Annotated in this window: 17 protein-coding genes; 13 read left to right on the top strand and 4 right to left on the bottom strand. The window is 67.8% G+C overall.

The features are described 5' to 3' along the window. Window positions 1-6 precede the first annotated feature (6 nt). A complete protein-coding gene (locus tag C5O27_RS21425) occupies window positions 7-540 on the bottom strand; it encodes a DUF2771 family protein (protein ID WP_006360648.1) in 534 nt (177 codons plus the stop codon). Further along, window positions 537-2507, bottom strand: a complete 1971-nt coding sequence (locus C5O27_RS21420) for an MFS transporter (RefSeq protein WP_127963612.1) — start codon at window positions 2505-2507, stop codon at window positions 537-539. The genes C5O27_RS21425 and C5O27_RS21420 overlap by 4 nt, the downstream gene beginning before the upstream one ends. Before the next feature lie 86 nt (window positions 2508-2593). On the opposite strand from C5O27_RS21420, the gene C5O27_RS21415 reads away from it, so the two are divergent. Next, window positions 2594-3382: a DUF3027 domain-containing protein gene (locus C5O27_RS21415; protein ID WP_127963611.1), complete on the top strand. Its 789-nt coding sequence runs from the start codon at window positions 2594-2596 to the stop codon at window positions 3380-3382. Between the two features lie 17 nt (window positions 3383-3399). Beyond that, window positions 3400-6189: a sacsin N-terminal ATP-binding-like domain-containing protein gene (locus tag C5O27_RS21410; protein WP_127963610.1), complete on the top strand. Its 2790-nt coding sequence runs from the start codon at window positions 3400-3402 to the stop codon at window positions 6187-6189. A 262-nt stretch (window positions 6190-6451) separates the two neighbouring features. On the opposite strand, the gene C5O27_RS21405 is transcribed toward C5O27_RS21410, so the two are convergent. Then, entirely contained in the window at window positions 6452-7036 is a 585-nt protein-coding gene (locus tag C5O27_RS21405; protein ID WP_006360652.1) for a TetR/AcrR family transcriptional regulator, read from the bottom strand. 108 nt (window positions 7037-7144) lie between these two features. Between C5O27_RS21405 and C5O27_RS21400 the strand changes: the two genes are divergently transcribed. Beyond that, window positions 7145-8284, top strand: coding sequence for an acyl-CoA dehydrogenase family protein (locus C5O27_RS21400; protein ID WP_127963609.1), 1140 nt, complete (start codon window positions 7145-7147; stop codon window positions 8282-8284). Between the two features lie 126 nt (window positions 8285-8410). Here the strand turns inward: C5O27_RS21400 and C5O27_RS21395 are convergent, their stop codons facing one another. Then, entirely contained in the window at window positions 8411-9133 is a 723-nt protein-coding gene (locus tag C5O27_RS21395; RefSeq protein ID WP_127963608.1) for a hemerythrin domain-containing protein, read from the bottom strand. Between the two features lie 218 nt (window positions 9134-9351). Here C5O27_RS21395 and C5O27_RS21390 point away from each other — a divergent pair, with 218 nt between their 5' ends. From C5O27_RS21390 to C5O27_RS21350, 10 genes are all read left to right on the top strand, one after another. Continuing rightward, entirely contained in the window at window positions 9352-9933 is a 582-nt protein-coding gene (locus C5O27_RS21390; protein WP_127963607.1) for a phosphatase PAP2 family protein, read from the top strand. Between the two features lie 61 nt (window positions 9934-9994). Then, window positions 9995-11686 (top strand): outer membrane protein assembly factor BamB family protein, encoded by a 1692-nt coding sequence (locus tag C5O27_RS23070; protein ID WP_244216552.1) that lies wholly within the window; start codon window positions 9995-9997, stop codon window positions 11684-11686. Continuing rightward, window positions 11587-12642: a hypothetical protein gene (locus tag C5O27_RS23065; RefSeq protein ID WP_244216551.1), complete on the top strand. Its 1056-nt coding sequence runs from the start codon at window positions 11587-11589 to the stop codon at window positions 12640-12642. The genes C5O27_RS23070 and C5O27_RS23065 overlap by 100 nt, the downstream gene beginning before the upstream one ends. A 36-nt stretch (window positions 12643-12678) precedes the next feature. Beyond that, complete coding sequence (locus C5O27_RS21380; protein WP_127963606.1) at window positions 12679-13929, top strand: acyl-CoA dehydrogenase family protein; 1251 nt, start codon at window positions 12679-12681, stop codon at window positions 13927-13929. Between the two features lie 48 nt (window positions 13930-13977). After that, window positions 13978-15051, top strand: a complete 1074-nt coding sequence (locus C5O27_RS21375; protein WP_127963605.1) for a phosphotransferase family protein — start codon at window positions 13978-13980, stop codon at window positions 15049-15051. A 326-nt stretch (window positions 15052-15377) separates the two neighbouring features. Next, on the top strand, window positions 15378-17597 hold the full coding sequence (locus tag C5O27_RS21370) for an amidase family protein (protein ID WP_244216550.1): 2220 nt from the start codon (window positions 15378-15380) through the stop codon (window positions 17595-17597). Between the two features lie 4 nt (window positions 17598-17601). Then, the gene (locus tag C5O27_RS21365) at window positions 17602-18435 is read left to right on the top strand and encodes a 5-oxoprolinase subunit PxpA (RefSeq protein WP_006360662.1); all 834 of its coding nucleotides are present in this window, start codon (window positions 17602-17604) and stop codon (window positions 18433-18435) included. Next, the gene (locus C5O27_RS21360) at window positions 18432-19820 is read left to right on the top strand and encodes a cytosine permease (RefSeq protein WP_164905336.1); all 1389 of its coding nucleotides are present in this window, start codon (window positions 18432-18434) and stop codon (window positions 19818-19820) included. Before C5O27_RS21365 ends, C5O27_RS21360 begins: the two co-directional genes overlap by 4 nt. Then, window positions 19817-21295: an amidase gene (locus C5O27_RS21355; RefSeq protein WP_006360665.1), complete on the top strand. Its 1479-nt coding sequence runs from the start codon at window positions 19817-19819 to the stop codon at window positions 21293-21295. Before C5O27_RS21360 ends, C5O27_RS21355 begins: the two co-directional genes overlap by 4 nt. Beyond that, window positions 21292-22293: a formamidase gene (locus tag C5O27_RS21350; protein ID WP_006360666.1), complete on the top strand. Its 1002-nt coding sequence runs from the start codon at window positions 21292-21294 to the stop codon at window positions 22291-22293. Before C5O27_RS21355 ends, C5O27_RS21350 begins: the two co-directional genes overlap by 4 nt. The last annotated feature ends 45 nt before the right edge of the window (window positions 22294-22338 follow it).

The following is a 22338-nucleotide window of genomic DNA, read 5'->3' as shown; positions in this document are numbered from 1 at the left end:
GCGGCGTCAGCCGAGGTACTGCAGGAAATTCTCCGGTGCGGTCTGTGCTGCCAGCACTCCGCGCGGGATGATCTCGTCGTTCTGCGTCAACCGGGCCGACGCCGGGTAGACGGTGACCCCCAGCAGGACGAATTCGGGTGCCGTCTTCAGCGTGACCGTGTACGTCTCACCCGACGCCTGGGGCTGCTCGTCCTCGACGAGCCCCTTCGGCGTCCAGTAGACGGCCGCGAGGTTCCAGGGTCCCTTCGCGATGTCGCCGGAGACCGACAGCATCACCGTGTCGCCGACCGCCACCGGAACCCGGGGCGCCTCGCGCTGCGACGTGCCGAGCGGCGGGTCGCACTCGTCGAGCATCAGGTCGCACCACCGCACCGGTTCGACGGTGTAGAGGTTCTTGCCGACGGCGATGTGCACGTACGGCCGGTCGTCGTGCGTGGAGTTGCGGGTCAGCAGGAACACCGAGACGCCGACGACTGCGACGAACGCCACCACGACGATCGCGATGATCGAAAGTGCCTTCTTCTCACCACTGCTGATCACGGTCGGCGTTGTCCTGTCTCGTCGGGGGTGGAGCGGTCACCGGGTGGCCGGTGACCGGAGTTCGGGAACGGTGCCGTCGACGGCATCCGCGTGGTCGTCGGCCGCTGGGAATGCGCCCGGGTCGGTGCCGACCCCGGTCCGGTCCGGCGTGCGGAATCGTCCGAACCGGCGGCCCGGAAGGCGACAGTCGGTGCGGCGTGGTCGGGGCGTCGACCGCCCAGACCCGGCACCAGCGATGTGCCGCGGGTCGTCATCACGGTCTGGAGCAGGCCCAGCCCGAGCAGCACGGCGACGACGGTGAAGCCGATCCACAGGGTCGGGGGCAGCAGCACCCCGAGTGAGGCGCCGAACACCCACGACAACTGCAGGACCGTCTCCGAACGGCCGAAGGCCGAGGCGCGCGACTCGTCGGGCAGGTCGTCCTGGATCGACGAGTCGAGGCACACCTTGCCGATCGCGCTGGCGCCCGAGGCGACCAGCGCGGCGACCGCCGCGAAGAGGATGTTGCCGAAGATCGCCGCGAGGACCGCGACGACGAAGCAGGCCACGGTGGCCCAGACGATGATGCCCGGCGGGTTCTTCAGCTCCAGCCGGGTGCCGACGCCGTTGCCGATCATGTTGCCGACGCCGGCGGCGGCACCGACGGCGCCGAGCAGCAGCAGCTGCGTCCAGTCCGATGCGTCGCCCTGCTGGGCCTTGGCGTAGAAGGCCACGAACAGCGTCAGGAAGCCGGTCAGGATGCGGATGGTGCCGTTGCCCCACAGACCGGCCACCACCGTGCGGCCCAGCGGCTGACGCATCTTCGCGGCGAGCATCTTGGCACCCTCGCGAGCGCTGGTCGGCTCGTGTTCGGGCATCGCCGAGCGGGCCGGTTCGCCGTGATAGGTCAGGGTCGTGGGGATCTCACCCTCGGTCGACTCGACCCACGACGGGATGCGCATGCACAGGTAGGCGCCGGCCGCGGCGACGATCGCCAGCCACACCATGGCTCCCGGCAGATGCAGCGGCAGCAGTTTGCCGAGCAGCATCTCGATCAGCGCGGCCACCGCACCGCCGACGATCGTGCCGCCGATCAGGCCGAAGGTGGTCAGGCGGGAGTTCACCCGCGGCAGGTCGATGGTCGGGGGCACCACACGTGGGGTGACCGCCGATTTGAGCACGCCGAAAGATTTCGACAGCACCAGCAGGCCCAGCGCGCAGGGATAGAGCACCCACGGGTCGTACTCGAGTTGCTGGGTGGCGTCGTTCCACTGGACGTTCGACATGATCAGCAGCGCCAGGATGACGCGCAGACCGAAGGTCGTGGCCATCGCGATACGACGCCCGCGCTGGAGTCGGTCGAGCAGCGGACCGATCAGGGGAGCGATGAGTGCGAACGGCGCGATCGTCAGCGCCAGATACAGCGCGACGTTGGTCTTGGATTCACCCGACGCGGCGGCGAAGAACAGGGTGTTGGCCAGCGCGACGGCCATCGCGGCGTCGGCGGCGAAGTTCGCGATCACCGGCAGGGTGAGCGCAGTGAGGCCGGACTGGTCGGCGCCGTCGGCGGTCGCGGCCCGGTGGATCTTGCCGATGCCCTTGCCCGTCAGCTCGCGGCTGCGCATCGCGGCGACGCGCATCACGGTCAGCTTCTTGGGCGTTCGCGGCCCGTGGTCGGCGGGCATCGCCCGGGTCGCCGACTCGTCGTACTGCGGCTGACCTCGCTCGTCGAGCGGCGGCAGATGCGGATTGTGGGTGGGCGGGGGCAGGTAGGCATTGCGGCCGGGACCCGGTCCGGGTGGCGGTCCCCAGCCGGGTGCGGGCCGGCGGCCGCGCATCTGGCGGGTCTCGTCGGCCGGGTAGTTGGCCGACCCGGGGTGCTGCGCGGCGCGACGGCCGCGATCGTCTGTCGGCGGTCGAGAATGCTGGCTCGCCGGACCCCTGGGGGCCCCGCGCCCATCGTCGTGTCGGGAACTCCGTGGGATCACGCCCCCGATTGTTCCTCATCTCGTGCCGGTGCCGCTTGAAGCGGGTCGTTGTGTGGCACACGTCGGCGATATTGCACACTGGAAGCGTGACTGACGTAAGTGAGGGCGGACGACTGCTGGCGGCCGTCGACATCGCACGAGCCGCGCTGGTCGACGAAGGACAGCAGCCCGGCGCGCATCGGCGCAGCGTCGCCGAGGGCGAGTGGGCCGCTGCGCATTACTTCGACGCCGAGCTCGCAGGCTATCGCGGCTGGCAGTGGTGTGTCGTGCTGGCCGGTTCCCCGGGCAGCGACGAGATCACCCTCAGTGAGGTCGTGCTGCTGCCGGGCGACGGTTCGCTCCTTGCGCCTCCGTGGGTGCCGTGGGCCGAGCGCGTCTCCTCCGGCGATCTCGCGCCCGGTGACCTGCTGGCCGCCGAGCCCGACGATCCGCGTCTGGTGCCCAATCAGATCGACACCGGCGACGAGTTCCGCTTCGACTCCGAGTCCGAGGACCCGGATGACATCGGTCAGATCGCCGGCGAGATCGGCCTCGGCCGTCGCCGATTGCTGAGCTACGACGGTCGCGCCGACGCCGCGCAGCGCTGGTACGACGGCGACTTCGGTCCGTCGTCGGAGATGGCTCAGGCGGCCCCGTTCTCGTGCTGCACCTGTGGTTTCTACGTGCCTCTCGCGGGTGCGCTGCGCGCCGGATTCGGTGCCTGCACCAACGAATACGCAGCCGACGGCCGGGTGGTCTCCGCCGAGTACGGCTGCGGTGCGCACTCCGATGTCCAGGCGCCCAAGGGTGAGGGCTCACCCGCGTACGACGCCTACGACGACGGCGCCCTCGAGGTCATCTCGGTCACCCGGGACGCCGAACCGGCCCGCTCCTGAACGACTCGCCACCATCCATGAGCGCCGATCCGTTCGGCCCGGACCCGTTTGACACCGCCGCACTGCGGTCGTCGACGCTCGACGGTTGGGTGGCCTCGCCGACACGTCTCGCCGAGGATGCCGCCGCCGAGTCCGATCTGGTGACGGTCGGATACCGCGACCGTCTGCTCACCGAACTGGCGGCCAACGCCGCCGACGCCGCGGCTGCGGCGGGGGTCGCCGGCGAGCTCTCGATCTGGGTGGATGGTGACGAGCTGCATGTCGCGAACACCGGTGAGCCGCTGACTGTCGAGGGCGTCCGGTCGCTCGCCGCGCTGCGGGTGTCGGCGAAGACACCCACCGGCGGTCAGATCGGACGGTTCGGCGTCGGATTCACCGCCACCGCAACGGTCGCGGACCGTGTGGAGGTCCGTTCGCGCACCGGATCGATCGTCTTCGACCGTGCCCAGACCGTGGAAGCCGTTCGGGACGCCGGGCTTTCGGGTGACACGGTTCCGGTCCTGCGGCTCGTGTGGCCGTCGGAGGTCAGGCCGGGGGCGGGGGCGGGTTCAAACACCGACGGTTTCGACACCGAGGTGGTCCTGAGCCTGCGTGAGCCTTCCGGTCCGCTGATCGAGGCGATGCTCGCCCAGGCTCCCGATCTCGTGGTCGAACTTGCTGCACTGCAACGGATCACCGTCGACGGTGTGAAGATCGAGGCCGAGCGGTCCGCCGGGCCGGAGGTCGACGACGACGAGGCCTCGTCGGCGATCGTCACGGTGTCCGTGGACGGCGCCGGGGCGTCGTCGACGCAGCGCTGGCTGGAGGTCACCCGTGGCGGTACACGCTGGCTCGTCGATGCCGACGGTGGTCGCACACCCGATCACGATGTCCTGCGCGCACCCACGCCCACCGAGATCGAACTGAGCCTGCCGTGCCGGTGTATCACCGACCTCGCGCTCACCCCGGATCGTCGGCACCTGCACCCCCGGGCCGAGATCCGCGACGCCGCAGTCGGTTACGTCGACCTGCTGCTCCTCCTCGACCCGGTGCGTCGACTACAGCTCGTCCCGGAACTGCACCTCGCGCGAAATCGCGACGACGTCAGGCTGATCGAGGCGGTGCGCGAGCAGCTCCGCGACACGGCGTGGTTGCCGGGTGCCGACGGTGAGGCGTTGTTGCCGTCGCGGGCCGTCGTCCTCATCGGACTCACCGATCGCCTGGCCGAGATCCTCGCCGAACACTTCGCCGACCTCGTGCATCCCGACATCTCTCTCGCGCAACACCTTCCGACGATGGGTCGGCTGGGGGTCGAGGAGTTGGGGCTGGCGGCGCTTGCCGAGCGACTCGGCGGACTGCAGCATGAACCGTCCTGGTGGCACGACCTGTACGAGGCGCTCACGCCGCTCGTGTCCACGGGACGCGAGGTCGAGGAACTGGGTGCGCTGCCGATTCCACGGTCGGACGGCCGGATGTCGGTCGGGGTTCGCGGCCTTTTCGTCAGCGATCGCATCGCGACCCCGATACGGTGGATTCCCACCGTCCACACCGACGCCCGCCACTCGCTGCTGGAACGTCTGGGCGTGCAAGAACTTTCCGTCACCGATGCGCTGGCCGACCCGGCGCTGCGGGTGCTGATCGAGGACATCGACCCCGAGGGCGCCGGTGACGACGGGTTGGCCGCCGAGATCTGTGCGGTACTGCGCGCCGACCCGGACGCGGCGGTACCGACGTGGCTGGCCACCCTGCCGCTGCTCGACACCGACGGCGAACTCCGTCCCGCCGATGAGCTCCTGCTTCCCGACAGTCCGCTCCGCTCGGTCCTCGTCGACGATCATCCGTTCTGCGTCGTCGACGACGAGGTCGTCTCCGAGTGTGGCGCAGGCGAACTGCGGCGGCTGGGCGTCGGGTGGGGTTTCCTCACGGTCGACGACGAGCTGCCGGTCGCTCCCGACCACGACCTCCCCGATGAGGAGGACTGGTGGGACACGCTGCCCGACGCGCCCGAAAGGCTCACCGCGGTACGCGATCTCGACCTGATCGACGACCGGTCCTGGTCCGAGGCGCTGACCATGATGGCGACCGACGAGGACATCGCGCCGCTGCTCGCCGACCGGGACGGGTACACCTCCTGGTGGTTGCGTCGGCACGCCGAGGTCGACGGGTTGCTGCTGGGGGAGTACCGCGCACCGTCGGACGAGATCCTCGCCGGGATCATCGACCCCCTCGACCATCCGTACGCCGACGCGCTGGTCGGTGCGCTCGCACGCCTGGAACCCGACACCGCCGTCGATGCCGACCTCCTGCTGATTCGCCTCGGAGATCCGGAGCGGGACATCTCCGCCGGTGCCGCGGTGATGGTGCACGCCGCCGTGGTCGCGGCGTGCCGTCGCGGCGTCATCGATCCTGCGGATGTCGAGGTGCCCGAACGGGTTCGGACGATCGCCGGCACCGTCACCGAACGCGCGGTCGTCGTCGACCAGCCGTGGTTGCTGCAGGCCGTGCCGGACCTGGAGGCGGTTCTCGCCGGACCGGTGATCACTCCCGCCGACGCCGAGGTCCTGGCGACGCTGCTCGACCTGCCGCTCGGCTCCGAGGAGTACACCGCGACCGTCCGCGACCCCGGCGACGCCGCGACCTGGGCCCACCCCGAGGCGGTGCGTTTCGGTGCCGAACGCGGGGTCGAGGTACCGCGTGGCCAGGTGCGGTTGCATGACGAGTTGTGGATCTCGTTGCGCTCTGCGGATTCCCAGCGAGACATCCGCGTGCGCTGGTGGGTGGAGGACGGGGTCACGCATCTCGAGCGGCGTGCGGCTCCTACGTCCTGAAGCCGGACCGATGTCGCCCGCAACTCCTGCTCCCTGAGGTGCGAGGAGCGATAGCGACGAGCCTCGAAGGGCTGGCGACTCACCAACGCACCAGATGTAGCCATTCGTATCGATCAGCGATACCTATTGCGACATCAGAGTTTTCGACAACCACTCACCAGGCCTTCGAGGCTCGTCGCTTACGCTCCTCACACCTCAGGCAGCGATGGGGTAAGCGCGCGTTCGGATCTGGCAGCCAGCAGTAGGTTTCGGTCAGCGAAACCTATTGCCGGCCCGCGTCGATCCCCGCGGTGAGGATGCTCGCGAGCTGGCGGTATGCGGCGGCGTCGTCGAGGCCGGTGGCGGCCCACACCTCGCGGCGTTGGATGCGACTCATCATCGAGGCGGCGAGGTCGGCGGCGAAGGCGGCGTCGATGTTGCGGAAGTCGCCCGCGGCGACACCGTCGGCGATCAGCTTCTGTACCCGGGTCGCGGCGGCGGCGGTGTTGAGTTCGTAGAGCGAGCGGGTCGGGGTGAAGGCGTCGAGGTCGCGCATGAACGCCTCCGACGCCGGTGACAGCGCCTCACCGACGGCGACCAGGTATGCGATGACCCGCTCGCGTGGGCTGTTCGACGCCGCGACCCGCGCTTCGACCTGCTCGGTCGCGGTGCGGAAGAAGTGGGTGACGGTGGCCGTGACCAGCTGTTCCTTGCTCGCCGCGAGGGTGTAGAGCGTCGACTTGGAGCACCGGAGCTCGGAGGCGATGTCGGCGATCGACAGGTGGGCGAAACCGTCGCGCAGGATCAGCTCGAGCAGGGCGTCGAACAGGGCGGCACGACGCCGCGTCGCGAACCCCTCGCGTGGCATACGACTCCTCCCGACTACGTCGGCTGTACTGACCGCTCCCGGAATAGTACTGTGCAGAGGACTTGAGTACTAGTTTGATTACCTGAGCTCTCTGACATGGAGGTACCGATGCCGGTTGACCGTCTGCTCCCCAACGACGAGGCTCGCGACCTGATCGCGCTGGTCCGCGACATCGCCGACAAGCGGATGAAGCCGATCGTCGACCAGCACGAGAAGGATCGGCAGTATCCGGAGGGGCTGTTCGCCGAACTGGGTGAGGCCGGCCTCCTCGGCCTGCCGTACCCGACCGAGTGGGACGGCGGCGGACAGCCGTACGAGGTGTACCTGCAGGTGCTCGAAGAGCTCGGCGCACGCTGGGCGTCGGTCGCGGTCGCGGTCAGCGTTCACGGACTCGCGTGTCACCCGCTGTTCAACTTCGGCACCGAGGAGCAGAAGCAGCGCTGGCTCCCGGACCTGTTGAACGGCAAGCTGATCGGCGCCTACAGCCTGAGTGAGCCGCAGGCCGGGTCCGACGCCGCGGCGCTCGCGTGCCGCGCCACCCCCACCGAGGGTGGTTACACCATGACCGGCTCCAAGGCATGGATCACCCACGGCGGTATCGCCGACGTCTACAACGTCTTCGCGCGGACCGGCGAAGGATCGAAGGGCATCTCCTGCCTCTTCGTCGCCCGCGACACCGAGGGTCTGACCTTCGGCAAGCCCGAGGACAAGATGGGTCTGCACGCGGTCCCGACCACCGGGGCGTCGTACGACAACGCCTTCATCGACGAGGATCGTCGTCTCGGTGCCGAGGGACAGGGCCTGCAGATCGCGTTCTCCGCGTTGGACTCCGGGCGGCTCGGCATCGCGGCCGTGGCGACCGGGCTGGCGCAGGCGGCTCTCGATGCGGCGGTGGATTACGCGCAGGAGCGAGCCGCGTTCGGCCGCAAGATCATCGACCATCAGGGTTTGTCGTTCGTGCTGGCCGACATGGCCGCCGCCGTCGACTCGGCGCGCGCCACCTACCTCGACGCGGCGCGTCGTCGTGATGCGGGCATGGAGTACTCGCGGGCCGCGGCGACCGCGAAGCTCGTCGCGACCGACGCCGCCATGAAGGTCACCACCGATGCGGTGCAGGTCTTCGGCGGCTACGGTTACACCCGCGACTTCCCGGTCGAGCGCTACATGCGCGAGGCCAAGATCACGCAGATCTTCGAGGGGACCAACCAGATCCAGCGTCTCGTGATCGGGCGCGCGCTCGCGAAGTGACGTCTCGGCGTGGCCCGGACCCGCTGCAGGATCGCGCCCTCCGCTCGGAAGCGCTGTTCGCAGCCTGCGCCTCCGGGGTGAGGTAGCGATCCCGCGGGCGGCCGGGACCGCCCGACCAGCACGCGCTCATCGGTTCAGGTAGTAGAACGCGCGGCTGTCGAGCCGGCGGAAGCGCGATCCACCGAGCTTGATGAGCAGCTTGAGGATGCCGGGGAGGCGGGCGAACACCGCCTGGCGGTCGGCGTCGGACAGACCTTTGACCATCATCGGGCTCATCCTCAGCATCTCGCCCAGGCCCGACTGCTTGCCCATCTTGGCCTCGAACTCCTCCCAGTCGTGCATCGTCATCCGGCGCTGCACGATGGCGATCGCGTCGGTCTCCTCGTGGGCGAGATGATCGCCGAGGATCGGCTGGGCGCGGACGAGTGCGTCGACCAACTCGGAACGGGTCTGCTCGTCGGCGTGGGCGGCCATTGTCGTGAACCCGGCGTGGCACTCCTCGAGGATCGGGTCGATCTGGTCGTGTTCGGCATCCATCGCCTCGAGGACGCGCTTCTCGGCGTCGTCGCAGCGCTCCTCGAGCAGCGGCCACAGCTCGACGTCCTCGCCGTTGTGATGGTGATGAAGTGCCGTGGCGAACATCGTCCAACGGTCGGCGAGAGCGCGCCAGGTACCGGCGTCGTCGAGCTTGGTGCGGGGCACGGCCGCGGCGAAGTCGGCGAGGTCGCGGCGGAACGCGTGGTGGAGGACGTACATCATGAACGGGTCGATCGGCCCGTCGGGCGCGGCGGCCTGACCGGGGAGGCGGAGCTGGATCGGGAACGTGGCGGCGGCGGGGTGGGTCGTCATCGGGTGGGTCCTCATCTGGTGTGTGGGGTTCGGGCTGACGGTGACCACTGTCGGTCTCGCCTCTTGTGGCGCACTTGAAGACGGCTTGAGCGTCGGGTTTCGCGAGGGCACGAGGTGCGCGGCGTCGGTCGGTCGAACGATCGCGGCGTCGGGTTAGGGTCGGTGCAGTCAGGGTCGGCCGTGCTGCCGGCACGCCGGAGGAGAGGAAGGTCGGACCGATGTTCCTGTCGCCGACGACGATCGACGAGAACGTGTGGGACTGGGTCGTCCGGAATCGCGCCGAGCCGTGGAACACGATCGCCGAGTTCGTCACGCTTCTCGGCAACACCCTGATCCTGACCACACTCACCGTCCTGGCGGTGATCGGCCTGGCGGCCGCCGGTCGGCGCGTCGACGCCGTGTACGTCGGCGTCGGAACCCTCCTCGGTTACGCACTGATGCAGGGACTCAAATTCGGGTTCGCGCGCAACCGGCCGCCGATCGAGGATCGGTTGCTGAACATCGACTCGTTCTCCTATCCGTCGGGCCACGCGATGATGACGATGGTCGTGTTCGGTCTCTGCGCGGTGGTGGCGTACCGCTGCTTCGCGTGGGTGCGCGGGCATCGGTGGATTCTTCTGCTCGCACCGCTGCTGTCGATTCTCGTGGGGCTCACCCGAATTGAGCTCGGCGTGCACTGGACGACAGATGTGGTGTCCGGCTGGATCTTCGGGGTGCTGTGGGTCGCGCTGTGCACCTGGGTGCTCGCACGGTACGAAACGCGGAGGCGTGCAGACGTTCCCACCGCCGACTCGAGCTGACCCGGGAAATCGTCCGGGCAGGGGATAGTTCGGGCGCGTGCGACTGGGATTGACTGTGAAGATGTCGCATCCGGGTCCGCCGTCCGATGGGGATGCCGACGCGCCCCGGCCATCCGACGAGTCGCCGACGTCCATCCAACCTGTTCGTCCCACGGTGGTACCCGGGGTCTCGCTGAACAAGGACAGTCGCCCGGACCCGCACGCGACGATGCCCTCCGGCGCCGGGCCGGCGCAACCCGACCCGTACGCGTCGACGCAGTTCGGCCAGAGTCCCCATCCGCCCACCGGCATGGCGCCCCCGATGCGACCGCCCGGGTATCCACCGCCGGGCTACCAACCGCCGGGCTACCAACCGCCGGGATACCCACCGTCCGGCTGGCAACCGCCGCCGGGGTATCCACCTCCCGGGTATCCACCGCCCGGTTGGCAGCCGCCACCTCCGCGCCGGTCGAACACCAAGGCGTATGTCGTCACCGGGATCGCATTGGCATGCGTGCTCGCCCTCGTCGTGGGTGGCGTCGTGTGGTGGAAGACGACGCAGTCCGCGGAGGAGCCCGACCTGCTCGCCGGACAGTTGACGGGGTCGTATCCCACGGCGCCGAGTGCGGTGTGGGCCGTCGAGTCGGGATCGTTCGGGGCGGATTCGTATGTGTCACCGCTGACGATGGAATCGTCATACGAGACCCTGGGTGCGGTACACGACGACCAGACACTCGTGACCCTGCTCCGAGCGGACCGCGGGAACTCGTCCTCCGGACACCGTGTGCTGGGGATCGATGTCGCATCGGGAAAACGGTGGATGTTCGACGAGCCGGTGTCGTCGTGTTCCGACGCGATCGTCGATCACACCATTGCCTGTCTCGGCAACGCGGGCGCTCACTTCATCGACACGCGAACCGGACGCTCGGCCGGCAGTGTGCCGGTCCCGGGGTCGGCCTTCGGCATCGCGTTCAACGGCAGCGCGGCATTCGTGCGGCAGTTCGGTGGCGGGCAAGGCCAGATGACGCTGATCAAGCTGACGCCACAGGGCACCGAGTGGCAGAAGACGGTGACCCTTCCCGAGGCATTACCGAGCGGGGACTCGTCGCAGTTCACGGCGACTGACAAGTTCGTCGCAAGCGCTGACGGCGTCATCGGGGTGGTGTCGGCCGACGACGGACGTGTGGTCTATACGAGCCCCGGTCGGACCGGCATCGGACGCCTCGCGGACGGCTCGCTGATGTTGTTGAGCGGCAGCATGAACGGTGGGCAGCCGCAGAACGGGCCGGTCGTGCACCTGCGCGCAGACGGCACCACTGCAGAATTCCCGGGCGTCTACCTGGCGGTCGCATCTGTCGCGACACCCGGCCAGCGTGACCGGGTGCTGGCCGGTGGCGCCTACGTCGATCTCCGCGACGGCGAGACCGCATGGTCGATTCCCGACTTCACCAACGGCATCGTCACGGGGTTCGTCGCCGATGACCGTGAGTTCGTCTACCTGCACAGTGGGCAAGTCGTGTCGCTGGACGCCGACAGTGGCCGGCCGCGCTGGACTGCCCCGGCGGGTGCGTATGGAGGACGGACGGGTGAAGGGGTCACCGACGGTGAACGCGTCATCGTGCCGTCCCGTGACAACGGTGTCGTCGCCATCGATCTGGCGACCGGGTCCACGGTGTGGTCGATGCCGCCGGCCGCGATCGGGAACGTTGTCGCGCAGGACGACACCTACGTCGACCCCGCACCTTCGCCATCGGCGACCGTCTGGTCACGCTGACCTCGACCACGATCACCGGATTCGCCCCGACGGGTCCGCGCGCGATCGTCCCGGGCACCACCCGGGCGAGCGACCGCGGCTCCGGCGGTGGGGGAACGGAGTACGTGACACCGTGCGGGTCGCCGCCGGTCTTCACCCCGCAGTCGTTCCGCACCGCCACCGGTGGCCTCGTCGTCACGATGAGGGTCACCGCGAAGTGTCCCGGCGGGGACGTCCTGTTCGGTCCGCAGACCCGGATCACCGTCTCCGATGGCGGGGGTCTGGTCGCGTCGGGCATCTTCGACTTCCAGCGATCCCCGCTCGCCGTCCCGGCGCCCGATGGTGGTAGCGCCGTCGATCTCGAGCTGACCTACCCGCCGGGCAGTTTCTTCCGGTTGCCCGACACGCTGAACGGAAGCGGACCGAGTTCGGGTTCTGCCGGTGGCTCGGGTTCGGCTGGGGGACAGTATCTCGTCGACTGTGACAAGGGCCCGACGCCGGGGCCGCCACCTTCGCTTGCCACGCCGGGCTCGGGCATGCCGGCGGCATCGTCGGTCGCCACGGGCGCCGCGTTCCCGGCCGGCACGGATGTGACCGCGACCAGCGTCGACGCCCTTCGCCTGCAAGCCGACGCCGACCGCGCCTTCATCCTCGCCAACCTGAACAACCGCTGGGTTGCCCAGCTCAGCTCGAAACGTCCGGGTCTGGTGGCCGACGGTCGTACCTGGGACGATCAGGCCATCCTCGACGAGTTCCTCGCACTTCGTCTGCGGTTCAACGATGTTCAGTTGCTGTGGAGTGATGAGTGGCCGGTGTTCTCGTACCAGGGCTGGTGGGTGACGGTCGCGGCGACGTTCCCTGGCCCGGTGGAGGCGAACAACTGGTGCCGAACCCAGGGCTTCGACCCCGACCACTGCTTCGCCAAACTCGTGAGCACCACGGCCGGACCGGACGGCTCGACGCTGTACTGGAAGTAGCCGCCGGAAAGGGCTCCTCCGCGATACGGTCGGGGAATGGATTTCTCTCCGTCCCCACGGTCCGCCGAGCTCACCGAGCGAGTGCGGGCGTTCGTCACCAACGAGATCGAACCCGTCGAATCCCGGATCCACCAGGACATCAAGGAACGGCGCGACGGGGACGGCGATCCGTGGACGCCGTCGCCGATCATCGCCGAACTGCAGGCGAAGGCGCGTTCTGAGGGCCTGTGGAACCTCTTCCTGCCCGCTGCGCACGCCGGTCGCTACGCCGCCGACTTCGGGACCGACGGGGGAGAGGGCCTGTCCAACGTCGACTACGCCCCGATCGCCGAGGCGATGGGATCGTCGGCGCTGTCGCCGGTCATCTTCAACTGCAACGCCCCCGACACCGGAAACATGGAAGTTCTGCTTCGGTACGGCTCCGAGGAGCAGCGGGAGCGCTGGCTGGAACCGCTGCTGCGGGCCGACATCCGCAGCGCCTTCTGCATGACCGAGCCGGCGGTTGCCTCCTCGGATGCCACCAACATGGCCGCGTCGGCTGTTCTCGACGGTGACGATGTGGTCATCAACGGCACCAAGTGGTTCTCCACCGGTGTCGGGCACCCCGACTGCAAGGTCCTGATCTTCATGGGCGTCACCGACGCCGAGGCCGACCGCAAGTCGCGGCACACCATGGTCCTCATCCCGACCGACACGCCCGGCGTCACGATCGACCGGATGCTCACCACCATGGGCTATTTCGACGAGCCGTTCGGCCACGGTGAGGTGTCCTTCACCGACGTCCGCGTCCCGGCGTCGAACATCCTCCTGGGACCGGGCCGCGCCTTCGAGATCGCCCAGGGTCGCCTCGGCCCGGGGCGCGTGCATCACTGCATGCGTGCCATCGGCCTGGCCGAACGCGCACTGGAACTCGGTGTGAAGCGGGCACTTTCGCGGGAGGCGTTCGGTAAGCAACTGGCCCGGCTCGGTGGCAACAGCGAACGGATCGCCGACGCCCGCATCGCGATCAACCGCTCACGACTGCTGGTCCACCACGCGGCCTGGCTTCTCGATCAGGGCATGTCGCGGGAGGCGTTGTCCGCGGTCAGCGAGATCAAGGTCGAGGTGCCGAACATGGCCTTGTCCGTCATCGACATGGCCATCCAGCTCCACGGCGGTGCCGGCCTGACCGACGATTTCCCGCTCGCACAGGCCTGGGTCGGTGCACGTTCGCTGCGCCTGGCCGACGGTCCGGATGAGGTGCACCGCAACGTCGTTGCCCGCCTGGAACTCGGTAAGTACCGCTGACCGCGTCCGTCCACACACATTCACGATCGAGAAGGGTGACTTCCCACGATGGCTGACCAGGTGACCGAGGCGCGCGAGGTGCGGGACGAGGACGCGTTCGACGTCGAGGCGGTGGCCTCGTGGCTGCGGACCGCGGCGCCGGACGTCGAGGGACTCGACGCGGTGCCCGAGGTGCGGCAATTCGCGGGTGGCGCTTCCAATCTCACCTACCTGCTGCGGTACCCGACGCGGGACCTGATCCTGCGCCGGGCCCCGCGCGGTACCAAGGCGCGCGGCGCGCATGACATGCGCCGCGAGTACCGCATCCAGTCCGAACTCTCCGGGGTGATCCGGTACATCGCACCGATGATCGCCTTCTGCGACGACGATTCGGTCCTCGGCGCCGACTTCTACGTCATGGGTCGCATCGACGGCGTCATCCCGCGCAAGGAGTGGCCCGCCGACGTCCCGCTCGACGGCGATCAGGCACGGCAACTCTGCTTCAACTTCATCGACACGCTCGTCGAGGTGCATTCGGTCGACCCGGCGAAGACCGGTCTCGGCGACCTCGGGAAGGGACTCGGCTACGTCCGGCGCCAGGTCGACGGCTGGACCGCCCGGTTCCGCAACGCGCACACCGACGACGTGCCCGATTTCGAGGCGGCGATGGCGTGGCTGGCCGACAACCAGCCCGACGATGTGGCGAACTGCATCATCCACAACGACTTCAAGCTCGACAACGTGGTGCTCGACAAGGATGACCCGACGAAGGTCATCGGCATCCTGGACTGGGAGATGGCCACGCTGGGTGATCCGCTGATGGATGTCGCGGGGTCGATGGCGTACTGGATCCAGGCCGACGATCCCGACGACCTACAGCTCATGCGCCGCGTCCCGACGAACCTGCCGGGGATGATCACGCGTGCGGAGTTCGTCGAACGATACTGCGAGCGTATGGGTTTCGAGATGTCGGCGGAGCGGTGGCGGTGGTACGAGGCGTTCGGACTCTTCCGGGCCGTCGTCATCGCGCAACAGATCTACTACCGCTACTACCACGGGCAGACCACCAACAAGGAGTTCGAACGACTGGGTTACGCGGTGGGCATCATCGGCAAACGCCTGACCGAGATCGTCGGCGGTTGAGACGGAGCGCCGTGATCGCGTCCCACGACGGATCGTGCGCCTCGTAACCAATGCTGCGCCCGGCATGAACCCAGTGCCCCGGACCGGTGCTGCCTGCACGACCACCTCGCCCGTCGGGACCGGGAGCGAGTCCCTGGTGCCTTCAGTGGCCGCCTCCCATCGGAGATCCGCTGTCCGGTCACCGACCCAGCGGCGGTGCTCTCTCAGCGGGTGAAGCAGTCGCGATTGCAAAGCGCAATGCTGGACGCGCGTGAGGCCGAAGCGGCGTCACATTTCCGAAACACGACAACAACAGTTTCGTCATCCCGGCCCGCCACGATCTCCGTGTGATCACAAAGAGTGAAGCCCGGCAGGTGATATCACAGGGCACGGGTATTGCTGCGGCACCCACCCTCGCGGAGGGCGTGTATCAGCAGATCCGGCGCAACATCCTCGAGGGCCGAATCGCACCCGGAACGCGTGTCTCCATTCGGTCCCTCGCGGAGTCCGTCGGGGTGTCGACCATGCCGACCCGAGAAGCGCTGAAGCGCCTCGGTTTCGAGGGGCTCGTCGAGTTCGACCGACGGGCGGTCACCATCACGATGTTGTCCCCGGACGAGATCCGGGAACTGTTCACCATCAGATCGCGACTGGAGTGCCTGGCGACCGAATGGGCACTGCCCGCATTCGACGCCGAGGCGGCGGTCGCGCTGCGATCGGTGCTTGATCGCATGGCGGAGCCCGGTATCGGGCCCATCGTCTGGCGCGAGCTCAACCGCGAGTTCCACCAAACGTTCTACGCGTGCGGAACCAGTCGATATCTGCTCGAACTCATCCACAACATCTGGGACCGCATCCAGCCGTACATGGCGGTTTACGCCTCGGCTGTGCACGACTTCACCGAGGCCGACCGTCAGCATGCGCACATGTTGCAACTCATGCTCGCGGGCGACCTCGACGCACTGCTCGATGCCACCAGAGAACACCTGCACGACACCGCGGAAGCGATCATCCGCGCGCTGGACACGGGTGCCGACCACGAGGACCAGGAGAAGAACGTGAACTATGAAGAGCTCTCTGTCAGTTCATTCCACGGACTGATCGAATCCGGCGAGACCACGAGTGCGGAGGTCACCGCGTGGTACCTCCAGCGCATCGCTGAGCTCGACGACGCCGACAATCCCTCAGGGCCACAGCTCAACTCGGTGGTGACCGTCAATCCGGAAGCCATCGCGGAGGCCCGTCGGATCGATGAGAGGTATGCACGAACCGGTACCCTCGTCGGCCCGCTGCACGGCGTGCCGGTCCTGGTCAAGGATCAGGGCGAGACCAAAGGCATTCCCACGTCTTTCGGTTCCACGGCATTCGCGGATTACATTCCCGAGGTCGACGCCACCGTGGTCGATCGCCTGCGGAAGGCCGGCGCGGTGATCCTCGGCAAGACCGCGATGTGCGACTTCGCCGCGGGCTGGTTCTCGTTCTCCTCCCGCACCCAGCACACGAAGAATCCCTATGCGCTGGACCGGGAGACGGGCGGATCAAGCGCGGGCACTGCCGCCGCAGTGACCGCCAACCTTTGTTTGGTCGGCATCGGTGAGGACACGGGAGGATCGATCCGCCTACCCTCCTCGTTCACGAATCTCTTCGGCCTGCGTGTCACCACCGGACTCGTCCCACGAACCGGCTTCTCGCCGTTGCTGCATTTCCAGGACACACCTGGGCCCATGGCGCGCAACGTCGCCGACCTGGCGGCCATTCTGGACGTGATCGTCGGGTATGACCCGGCCGATGCCTACACCGCGATCGCGACCACCAGTTCGGACGTGGGTGACTACGTCGAGGCCGTCAGCGGCGTCGACGTCGACGCACTTCAGCACTTCCGAGTCGGTGTTCTTTCCGACGCCTTCGGTTCCGGCGACGATCAGGAGCGGACAAACGGAGTGGTGCGTGCGGCCCTGGACACGCTGCGCCGCCGGGGCGCGGGCGTGGTCGACGGCTTGGTCCTCGGTGACCTGCCGGCATGGGTGGCAGAGACATCGCTCTACACGATCCAGTCGAAGAGCGATCTCGAGAACTTCCTCGCCGCGAGGGATCACGGCGGGCCGTCGACAATCCGGGAGATCGTCGATGCGGGGGATTTTCACGAGCTCACCGACCTACTCGCCGACATCGCCGACGGCCCGGACGACCCCGAAGACGATCCGAACTACTTCAAGGGCCGGGCGCGCCAAGAGGAATGGCGGCGCACACTGATCGCCATGATGGCGGAGGCCGACGTCGACTTCCTCGTCTACCCGACGGTCCAGGTGCCGGCACCGACCCGAGAGGAGCTCGCGGCCAAGAGGTGGACCGCGCTCGACTTCCCGACAAACACTGTCATCGCCTCGCAGACCTCACTGCCCGCCATGAGTATTCCCGTGGGGTTCACCGACAACGGTCTGCCGGTCGGCCTCGAGGTCCTGGGGCGGCCGCTCTCCGAGCGTGCCCTCCTACGCTTCGCACGTGCCTGGGAGCTGGCCGAGTCACCCAGGCGCGCAGCTGCTCTGACGTCGGTCGCGGAGGCATGACGACGTGACCACCGTCGATCTCAACTGCGACCTCGGCGAGAGTTTCGGTGTCTACTCCTACGGGTCCGACTCCGAGATGATGCCGATGATCACCTCGGCCAACATCGCTTGCGGCGCGCACGGGGGTGACCCGGCAGTCATGCGAGGCAGTGTCGACCTCGCTCTCACCCACGGTGTGGCGATGGGAGCGCACGTCGGTCTGCCCGATCGGCTGGGTTTCGGTCGTCGAGAGATCCCGACCACCCCTCAGGAGGTATACGACCTCTGTCTGTACCAGGTGGGTGCGCTCGACGCCTTCATCCGAGTGCGGGGCGCCACGATGCAGCACGTGAAACTGCATGGCGCGCTGTACATGATGGCAAATCGCGATCGTGACCTCGCCCACGCTGTGTGTGCGGCGGTCACCGACCTCGACCCGACGCTGAAGGTCTACGCCCTTCCTCGTTCGCATCTACACGCCGCGGCCATCGAAAGCGACTTGTCAACGGTCGTCGAGGTATTCGCGGACCGCCCCTACCTGGACGACGAAGTACAGATGTATGACCGAACCGCCGAGCTCATCGGCGGACCGCAGGAGGTCATCGCCCGCACCCTGGCGCAACTGTCCGCACTCGACGGAGCCGACAGCCGAACGGTGTGCGTGCACAGCGACACCCCGAACGCCCCGTTACTCCTCTCCGAACTACGCAACGCCCTCATCGACGCGGGCTTCTCGTTTCGATCACCACAACCGAGCAACCGCCCACCCGCACCCGTGGCCGACCGGTCAGCGCAGACCCCGAGAACTCTCGAACCGGCCGTGGCGGCGTCAACGATCAACTCAGAAAGAGCCTCATGACAATTCCTGCTTCCACAAATACCGGGCGCCCGTCCGAGGGACCGTCCACCAGTACAGACCACGCCATCCATCTCGAATCCGAGTTCGAGGACGTGCCGGTCCCGGCTTCCCACCGTCGCTCCACGCTGTCGGTCTCCGCCGTCTGGTTCGGGTTCCCGATGGTGCTCACCGGTGCGATCTTCGGCGGCACCATCGCCTACGGCCTGGGATTCTGGAAGGGGTTGCTGGCGATCCTGCTCGGTAACGCAGTCCTGTTGGGTTACGTCGGCGCGCTCTCATACCTTGCGGGCCGAACCGGCAAGAATTTCGCCCTCAGCGCCGCAGAGACTTTCGGCCGCCACGGCTCGAAGATCGTGACGGCTTTCCTCGCGACCGTCGTGATCGGCTGGTTCGCCTTCCAAACCGGGCTCACCGGCGCAACCCTGAATGTCTCGCTGGGCTGGAACGAGACGTTGATCGTCCTTCTGGCCGGGTTGCTCTACATCGGTGTCACGTTCGTCGGCATCCGTGCCCTGACCCTGATCGGGATGATCGCGGCACCGCTGTTCATCGCGCTCGGCGTCGTGGCGATCGTCCTGGTGACGCGCGACCACGGGTTCGGGGCCATCACCTCCTACGAGGGCGGCGCGCCGGACGCGACCGTGCTCTCGCTGGGGGCCGCGGTCACCATCGTGGTCGCCACCTTCATCGACTCCGGCACGATGACCGCAGACTTCACCCGCTGGTCTCGTAGCGGGAAGGCCGCAGTGATCGCGACTTTCAGTGCCTTCCCCGTCGCCAACTTCATCGCGATGACGACCGGCGCACTGATCGTGGCCGCCGGCGGTGCACTCAATCCCGCGACCGACGGCGGTGACTTCCTGCCGATCCTCGTCGACCACGGCGCGGTCCTCACCGTGCTCGCAGTGATCTTCGTCTTCGTCAACCTCGGGTCGGTGTGTGCCCACTGCCTGTACAACGGCGCGGTCGGTTGGAGCCAGCTCACCGGTTCCACGATGCGCGTGCTCACGCTCATCCTCGGCGCGATAGGACTCGTCATCGCCCTGGCCGGTGTCTGGAGCCACTTCTCGACGTGGCTGAATCTCCTGGGCATCTTCGTGCCGTCGATCGGTGCTGTGCTGATCGTCGACCAGTTGGTCACCCGCCGAGCGGCCGCACGGGAAGTGACCGGACTTCGCGCGCAACCGTTCGTCGCCTGGATCATCGGCGCCGCATGCGCCTATGCCGTACACCATTGGGCTCCGCAGCTCAGCGAGGCCGTCGTCGGAATGATCTGTGCAGCAGGGGTGTACATGATTCTCGAATTCATGCCGACGAACGGCATCGGCCGCTCGGGCGCCACGTCCCCGAGTGAGGGCACGACCGAGATCGAGGTTGCCCGATGACGCTTGCCACCGACCTCACCCGGATGTCGGCCTCCGACCTGGCCGCCGCCATCCGCTCGCGATCGGTCACTGCGGTCGAGGTGACCGAAGCCGCGCTCGGTCGCGTGAACGCGCTCGATGACCACCTCCACGCCTTTGTCGAACGCACGGACGCGGCCGCTCTCGACCGGGCTGCAGCCGTCGACGAGGCCTTCGACCGTGGCGAGGACCCGGGGCCGCTTGCCGGCGTGCCGATCGCGGTGAAGGACCTCATCGCGACAGCGGGGGTCGTGACCCGCAGCGGGTCGATCGCCTACCAGGACTGGGTGCCCGACGAGGACGACATCGTCGTCGAACGCGTGAAGGCCGCCGGGGCGATCATCCTGGGCAAGACCACTGTTCCCGAATTCGGTTACAGCGGAGTCGGACACAATCCGGTTTCGCCGGCCGCGCGCAATCCGTGGAACCCGGATCTGACACCCGGCGGTTCGTCGGCGGGATCGGCGGTGGCAGTCGCGACCGGAATGGCGCCGCTCTCGCTCGGCAGCGACGGTGGCGGCTCCATCCGTATCCCGGCCTCATTGTGCGGTCTCGTCGGGTTCAAAGCCTCCATGGGGCGCGTCCCGTTGTACCCCGGCTGCCGCGACGAACGATTCCCCGGGGTATCGAGCTGGGAGACACTCGAACACATCGGTCCGATCACGCGGACGACCGCCGACGCGGCGCTGCTGATGTCGGTCATCGCAGGTCCGGACGCGCGTGATCGCCACTCCCTGCCCGCAGGTGATGTCGACTGGCTCGACTGCGTGTCCGAGGAATCGGTCGCCACCGCTGTCGAAGGTAAGACCATCGGCTACACCGCCGACTTCGGTCTGTTCCCCGTGGATCCCCGCGTCCGTGACGTCGTGGGGCGCGCCGTCGGTGTCTTCGCGGACCTGGGGGCGCGAGTCATCGAACTCGACCCGGCCCTCGACGACCCGACACCGCACTTCTGGCCTCTGGTCATGGCCGATTCCGACCTCGCCGGGATGCGGCAGATGGTCGCCGACCACGGCGGTCAGATGTCGCCTCACCTCGTCGAACTCCTCACCCGTCCGTGGTCGGCCGAGGAGCTGACCACCGCGCAGATGGGGCGCAAACGACTCGTCAACCAGATGTGGAAGCTCATGCAGGGCATCGACTTGCTGGTGACTCCGACCCTCTCGGTGCCTGCCTTCCCGATCGGCATGCAGGGGCCCGAAGTCATCGACGGTCAGATGGTCAGCGCGGGAAGTTGGATGGCCTTCCTCGGCATGTTCAACATGACCGGACAGCCGGCGGTGTCCGTGCCGGCCGGAGTCACGGACGACGGCTTGCCGATCGGCATGCAGATCGTCGGACCGCACCTCGACGACGGAACGACCCTGCGAGCTGCTGCTGCCTTCGAGGCAGCGCGCCCTTGGGCGCACCGGTGGCCCGACCCGGCCCCCGCGGCGGCGAATGAGGTCACATCATGAGCGGACTCGACGGGCTGAATCCGTCACCGGGTGCACTCGTCCTCGGGCTCGTGCAAGCGCGTGTCCCGACGATCCGTGAGCCGGGCGATCTGAAGGAGACCGCCGAACGCCTGGCCGGTATGGTCCGCAACGCAAAGAAGGGCATGCCCTCGATCGATCTCGTCGTGATGCCGGAGTACAGCATCAACGGTCTCGATCCTGACACATGGCTCGACGACACCCTGTTGTGCGACCGGGACGGTCCGGAGATGTCGCTGCTGGCGGACGCCTGTCGTGAAGCCGGGGTCTGGGGTTGCTTCTCGATCATGGAGCGCAACCCTGCAGGGGCACCCTGGAATTCCGGGATCATCATCGACGACCAGGGTTGCGAGCGTCTCTACTACCGCAAGATGCATCCCTGGGTGCCTGCCGAACCGTGGGCTCCGGGCGACCTCGGCATCCCGGTCTGCGACGGTCCGTCCGGCTCGCGGCTCGCGCTGATCATCTGCCATGACGGGATGTTCCCGGAGATGGCGCGAGAGGCCGCGTACAAGGGCGCCAACGTGATCCTGCGGACGGCCGGATACACGTATCCGATCCAGCAATCATGGCGAATCACCAACCAGACCAACGCCTTTCATAACCTCGCGTACACCGCTTCGGTTGCGCTCGCGGGCCCTGACCAGAACAACATCTGGTCACAAGGAGAGGCGATGGTCTGCGATGTGGACGGGACGGTCCTCGTCTCCGGCGACGGAACTCCGGACCGGGTCGTCACCGCCGAGGTGGTGCCTTCGCGGGCGGACGACGCTCGTCGAACCTGGGGGGTGGAGAACAACATCTACCAACTGGGCCATCGCGGCTACACCGCCGTCGCCGGCGGCGCATCGGACTGCCCGTACACCTTCATGCGCGACCTGGTCGCGGGTGAGTATCGGGTGCCCTGGGAAAGCGAGGTCGCCCACGTGGACGGGAAGGCGGCGGGATGGGGCGCACCGGACACGGTGCGAGCCAGGTAACAGTCGCTACCCGGGGCGGTGAAGCGAAGTGTGATGTGACTCCAG

The sequence above is a fragment of the Gordonia alkanivorans genome (genome assembly GCF_004011905.1).
GTDB classification, from domain to species: Bacteria; Actinomycetota; Actinomycetes; order Mycobacteriales; family Mycobacteriaceae; genus Gordonia; species Gordonia alkanivorans.
The sequence above is the reverse complement of the archived record's forward strand: the minus strand, read 5'-3'. Positions and strand labels throughout refer to the sequence as shown.

Coding starts and splice junctions, on each gene's coding strand:
- C5O27_RS21410 (WP_127963610.1), top strand. CDS start 3,400: ATGAGCGCCGATCCGTTCGGCCCGGACCCGTTTGACACCGCCGCACTG.
- C5O27_RS21405 (WP_006360652.1), bottom strand. CDS start 7,036: ATGCCACGCGAGGGGTTCGCGACGCGGCGTCGTGCCGCCCTGTTCGAC.
- C5O27_RS21400 (WP_127963609.1), top strand. CDS start 7,145: ATGCCGGTTGACCGTCTGCTCCCCAACGACGAGGCTCGCGACCTGATC.
- C5O27_RS21395 (WP_127963608.1), bottom strand. CDS start 9,133: ATGACGACCCACCCCGCCGCCGCCACGTTCCCGATCCAGCTCCGCCTC.
- C5O27_RS21390 (WP_127963607.1), top strand. CDS start 9,352: ATGTTCCTGTCGCCGACGACGATCGACGAGAACGTGTGGGACTGGGTC.
- C5O27_RS23070 (WP_244216552.1), top strand. CDS start 9,995: ATGTCGCATCCGGGTCCGCCGTCCGATGGGGATGCCGACGCGCCCCGG.
- C5O27_RS21380 (WP_127963606.1), top strand. CDS start 12,679: ATGGATTTCTCTCCGTCCCCACGGTCCGCCGAGCTCACCGAGCGAGTG.
- C5O27_RS21375 (WP_127963605.1), top strand. CDS start 13,978: ATGGCTGACCAGGTGACCGAGGCGCGCGAGGTGCGGGACGAGGACGCG.
- C5O27_RS21360 (WP_164905336.1), top strand. CDS start 18,432: ATGACAATTCCTGCTTCCACAAATACCGGGCGCCCGTCCGAGGGACCG.
- C5O27_RS21355 (WP_006360665.1), top strand. CDS start 19,817: ATGACGCTTGCCACCGACCTCACCCGGATGTCGGCCTCCGACCTGGCC.
- C5O27_RS21350 (WP_006360666.1), top strand. CDS start 21,292: ATGAGCGGACTCGACGGGCTGAATCCGTCACCGGGTGCACTCGTCCTC.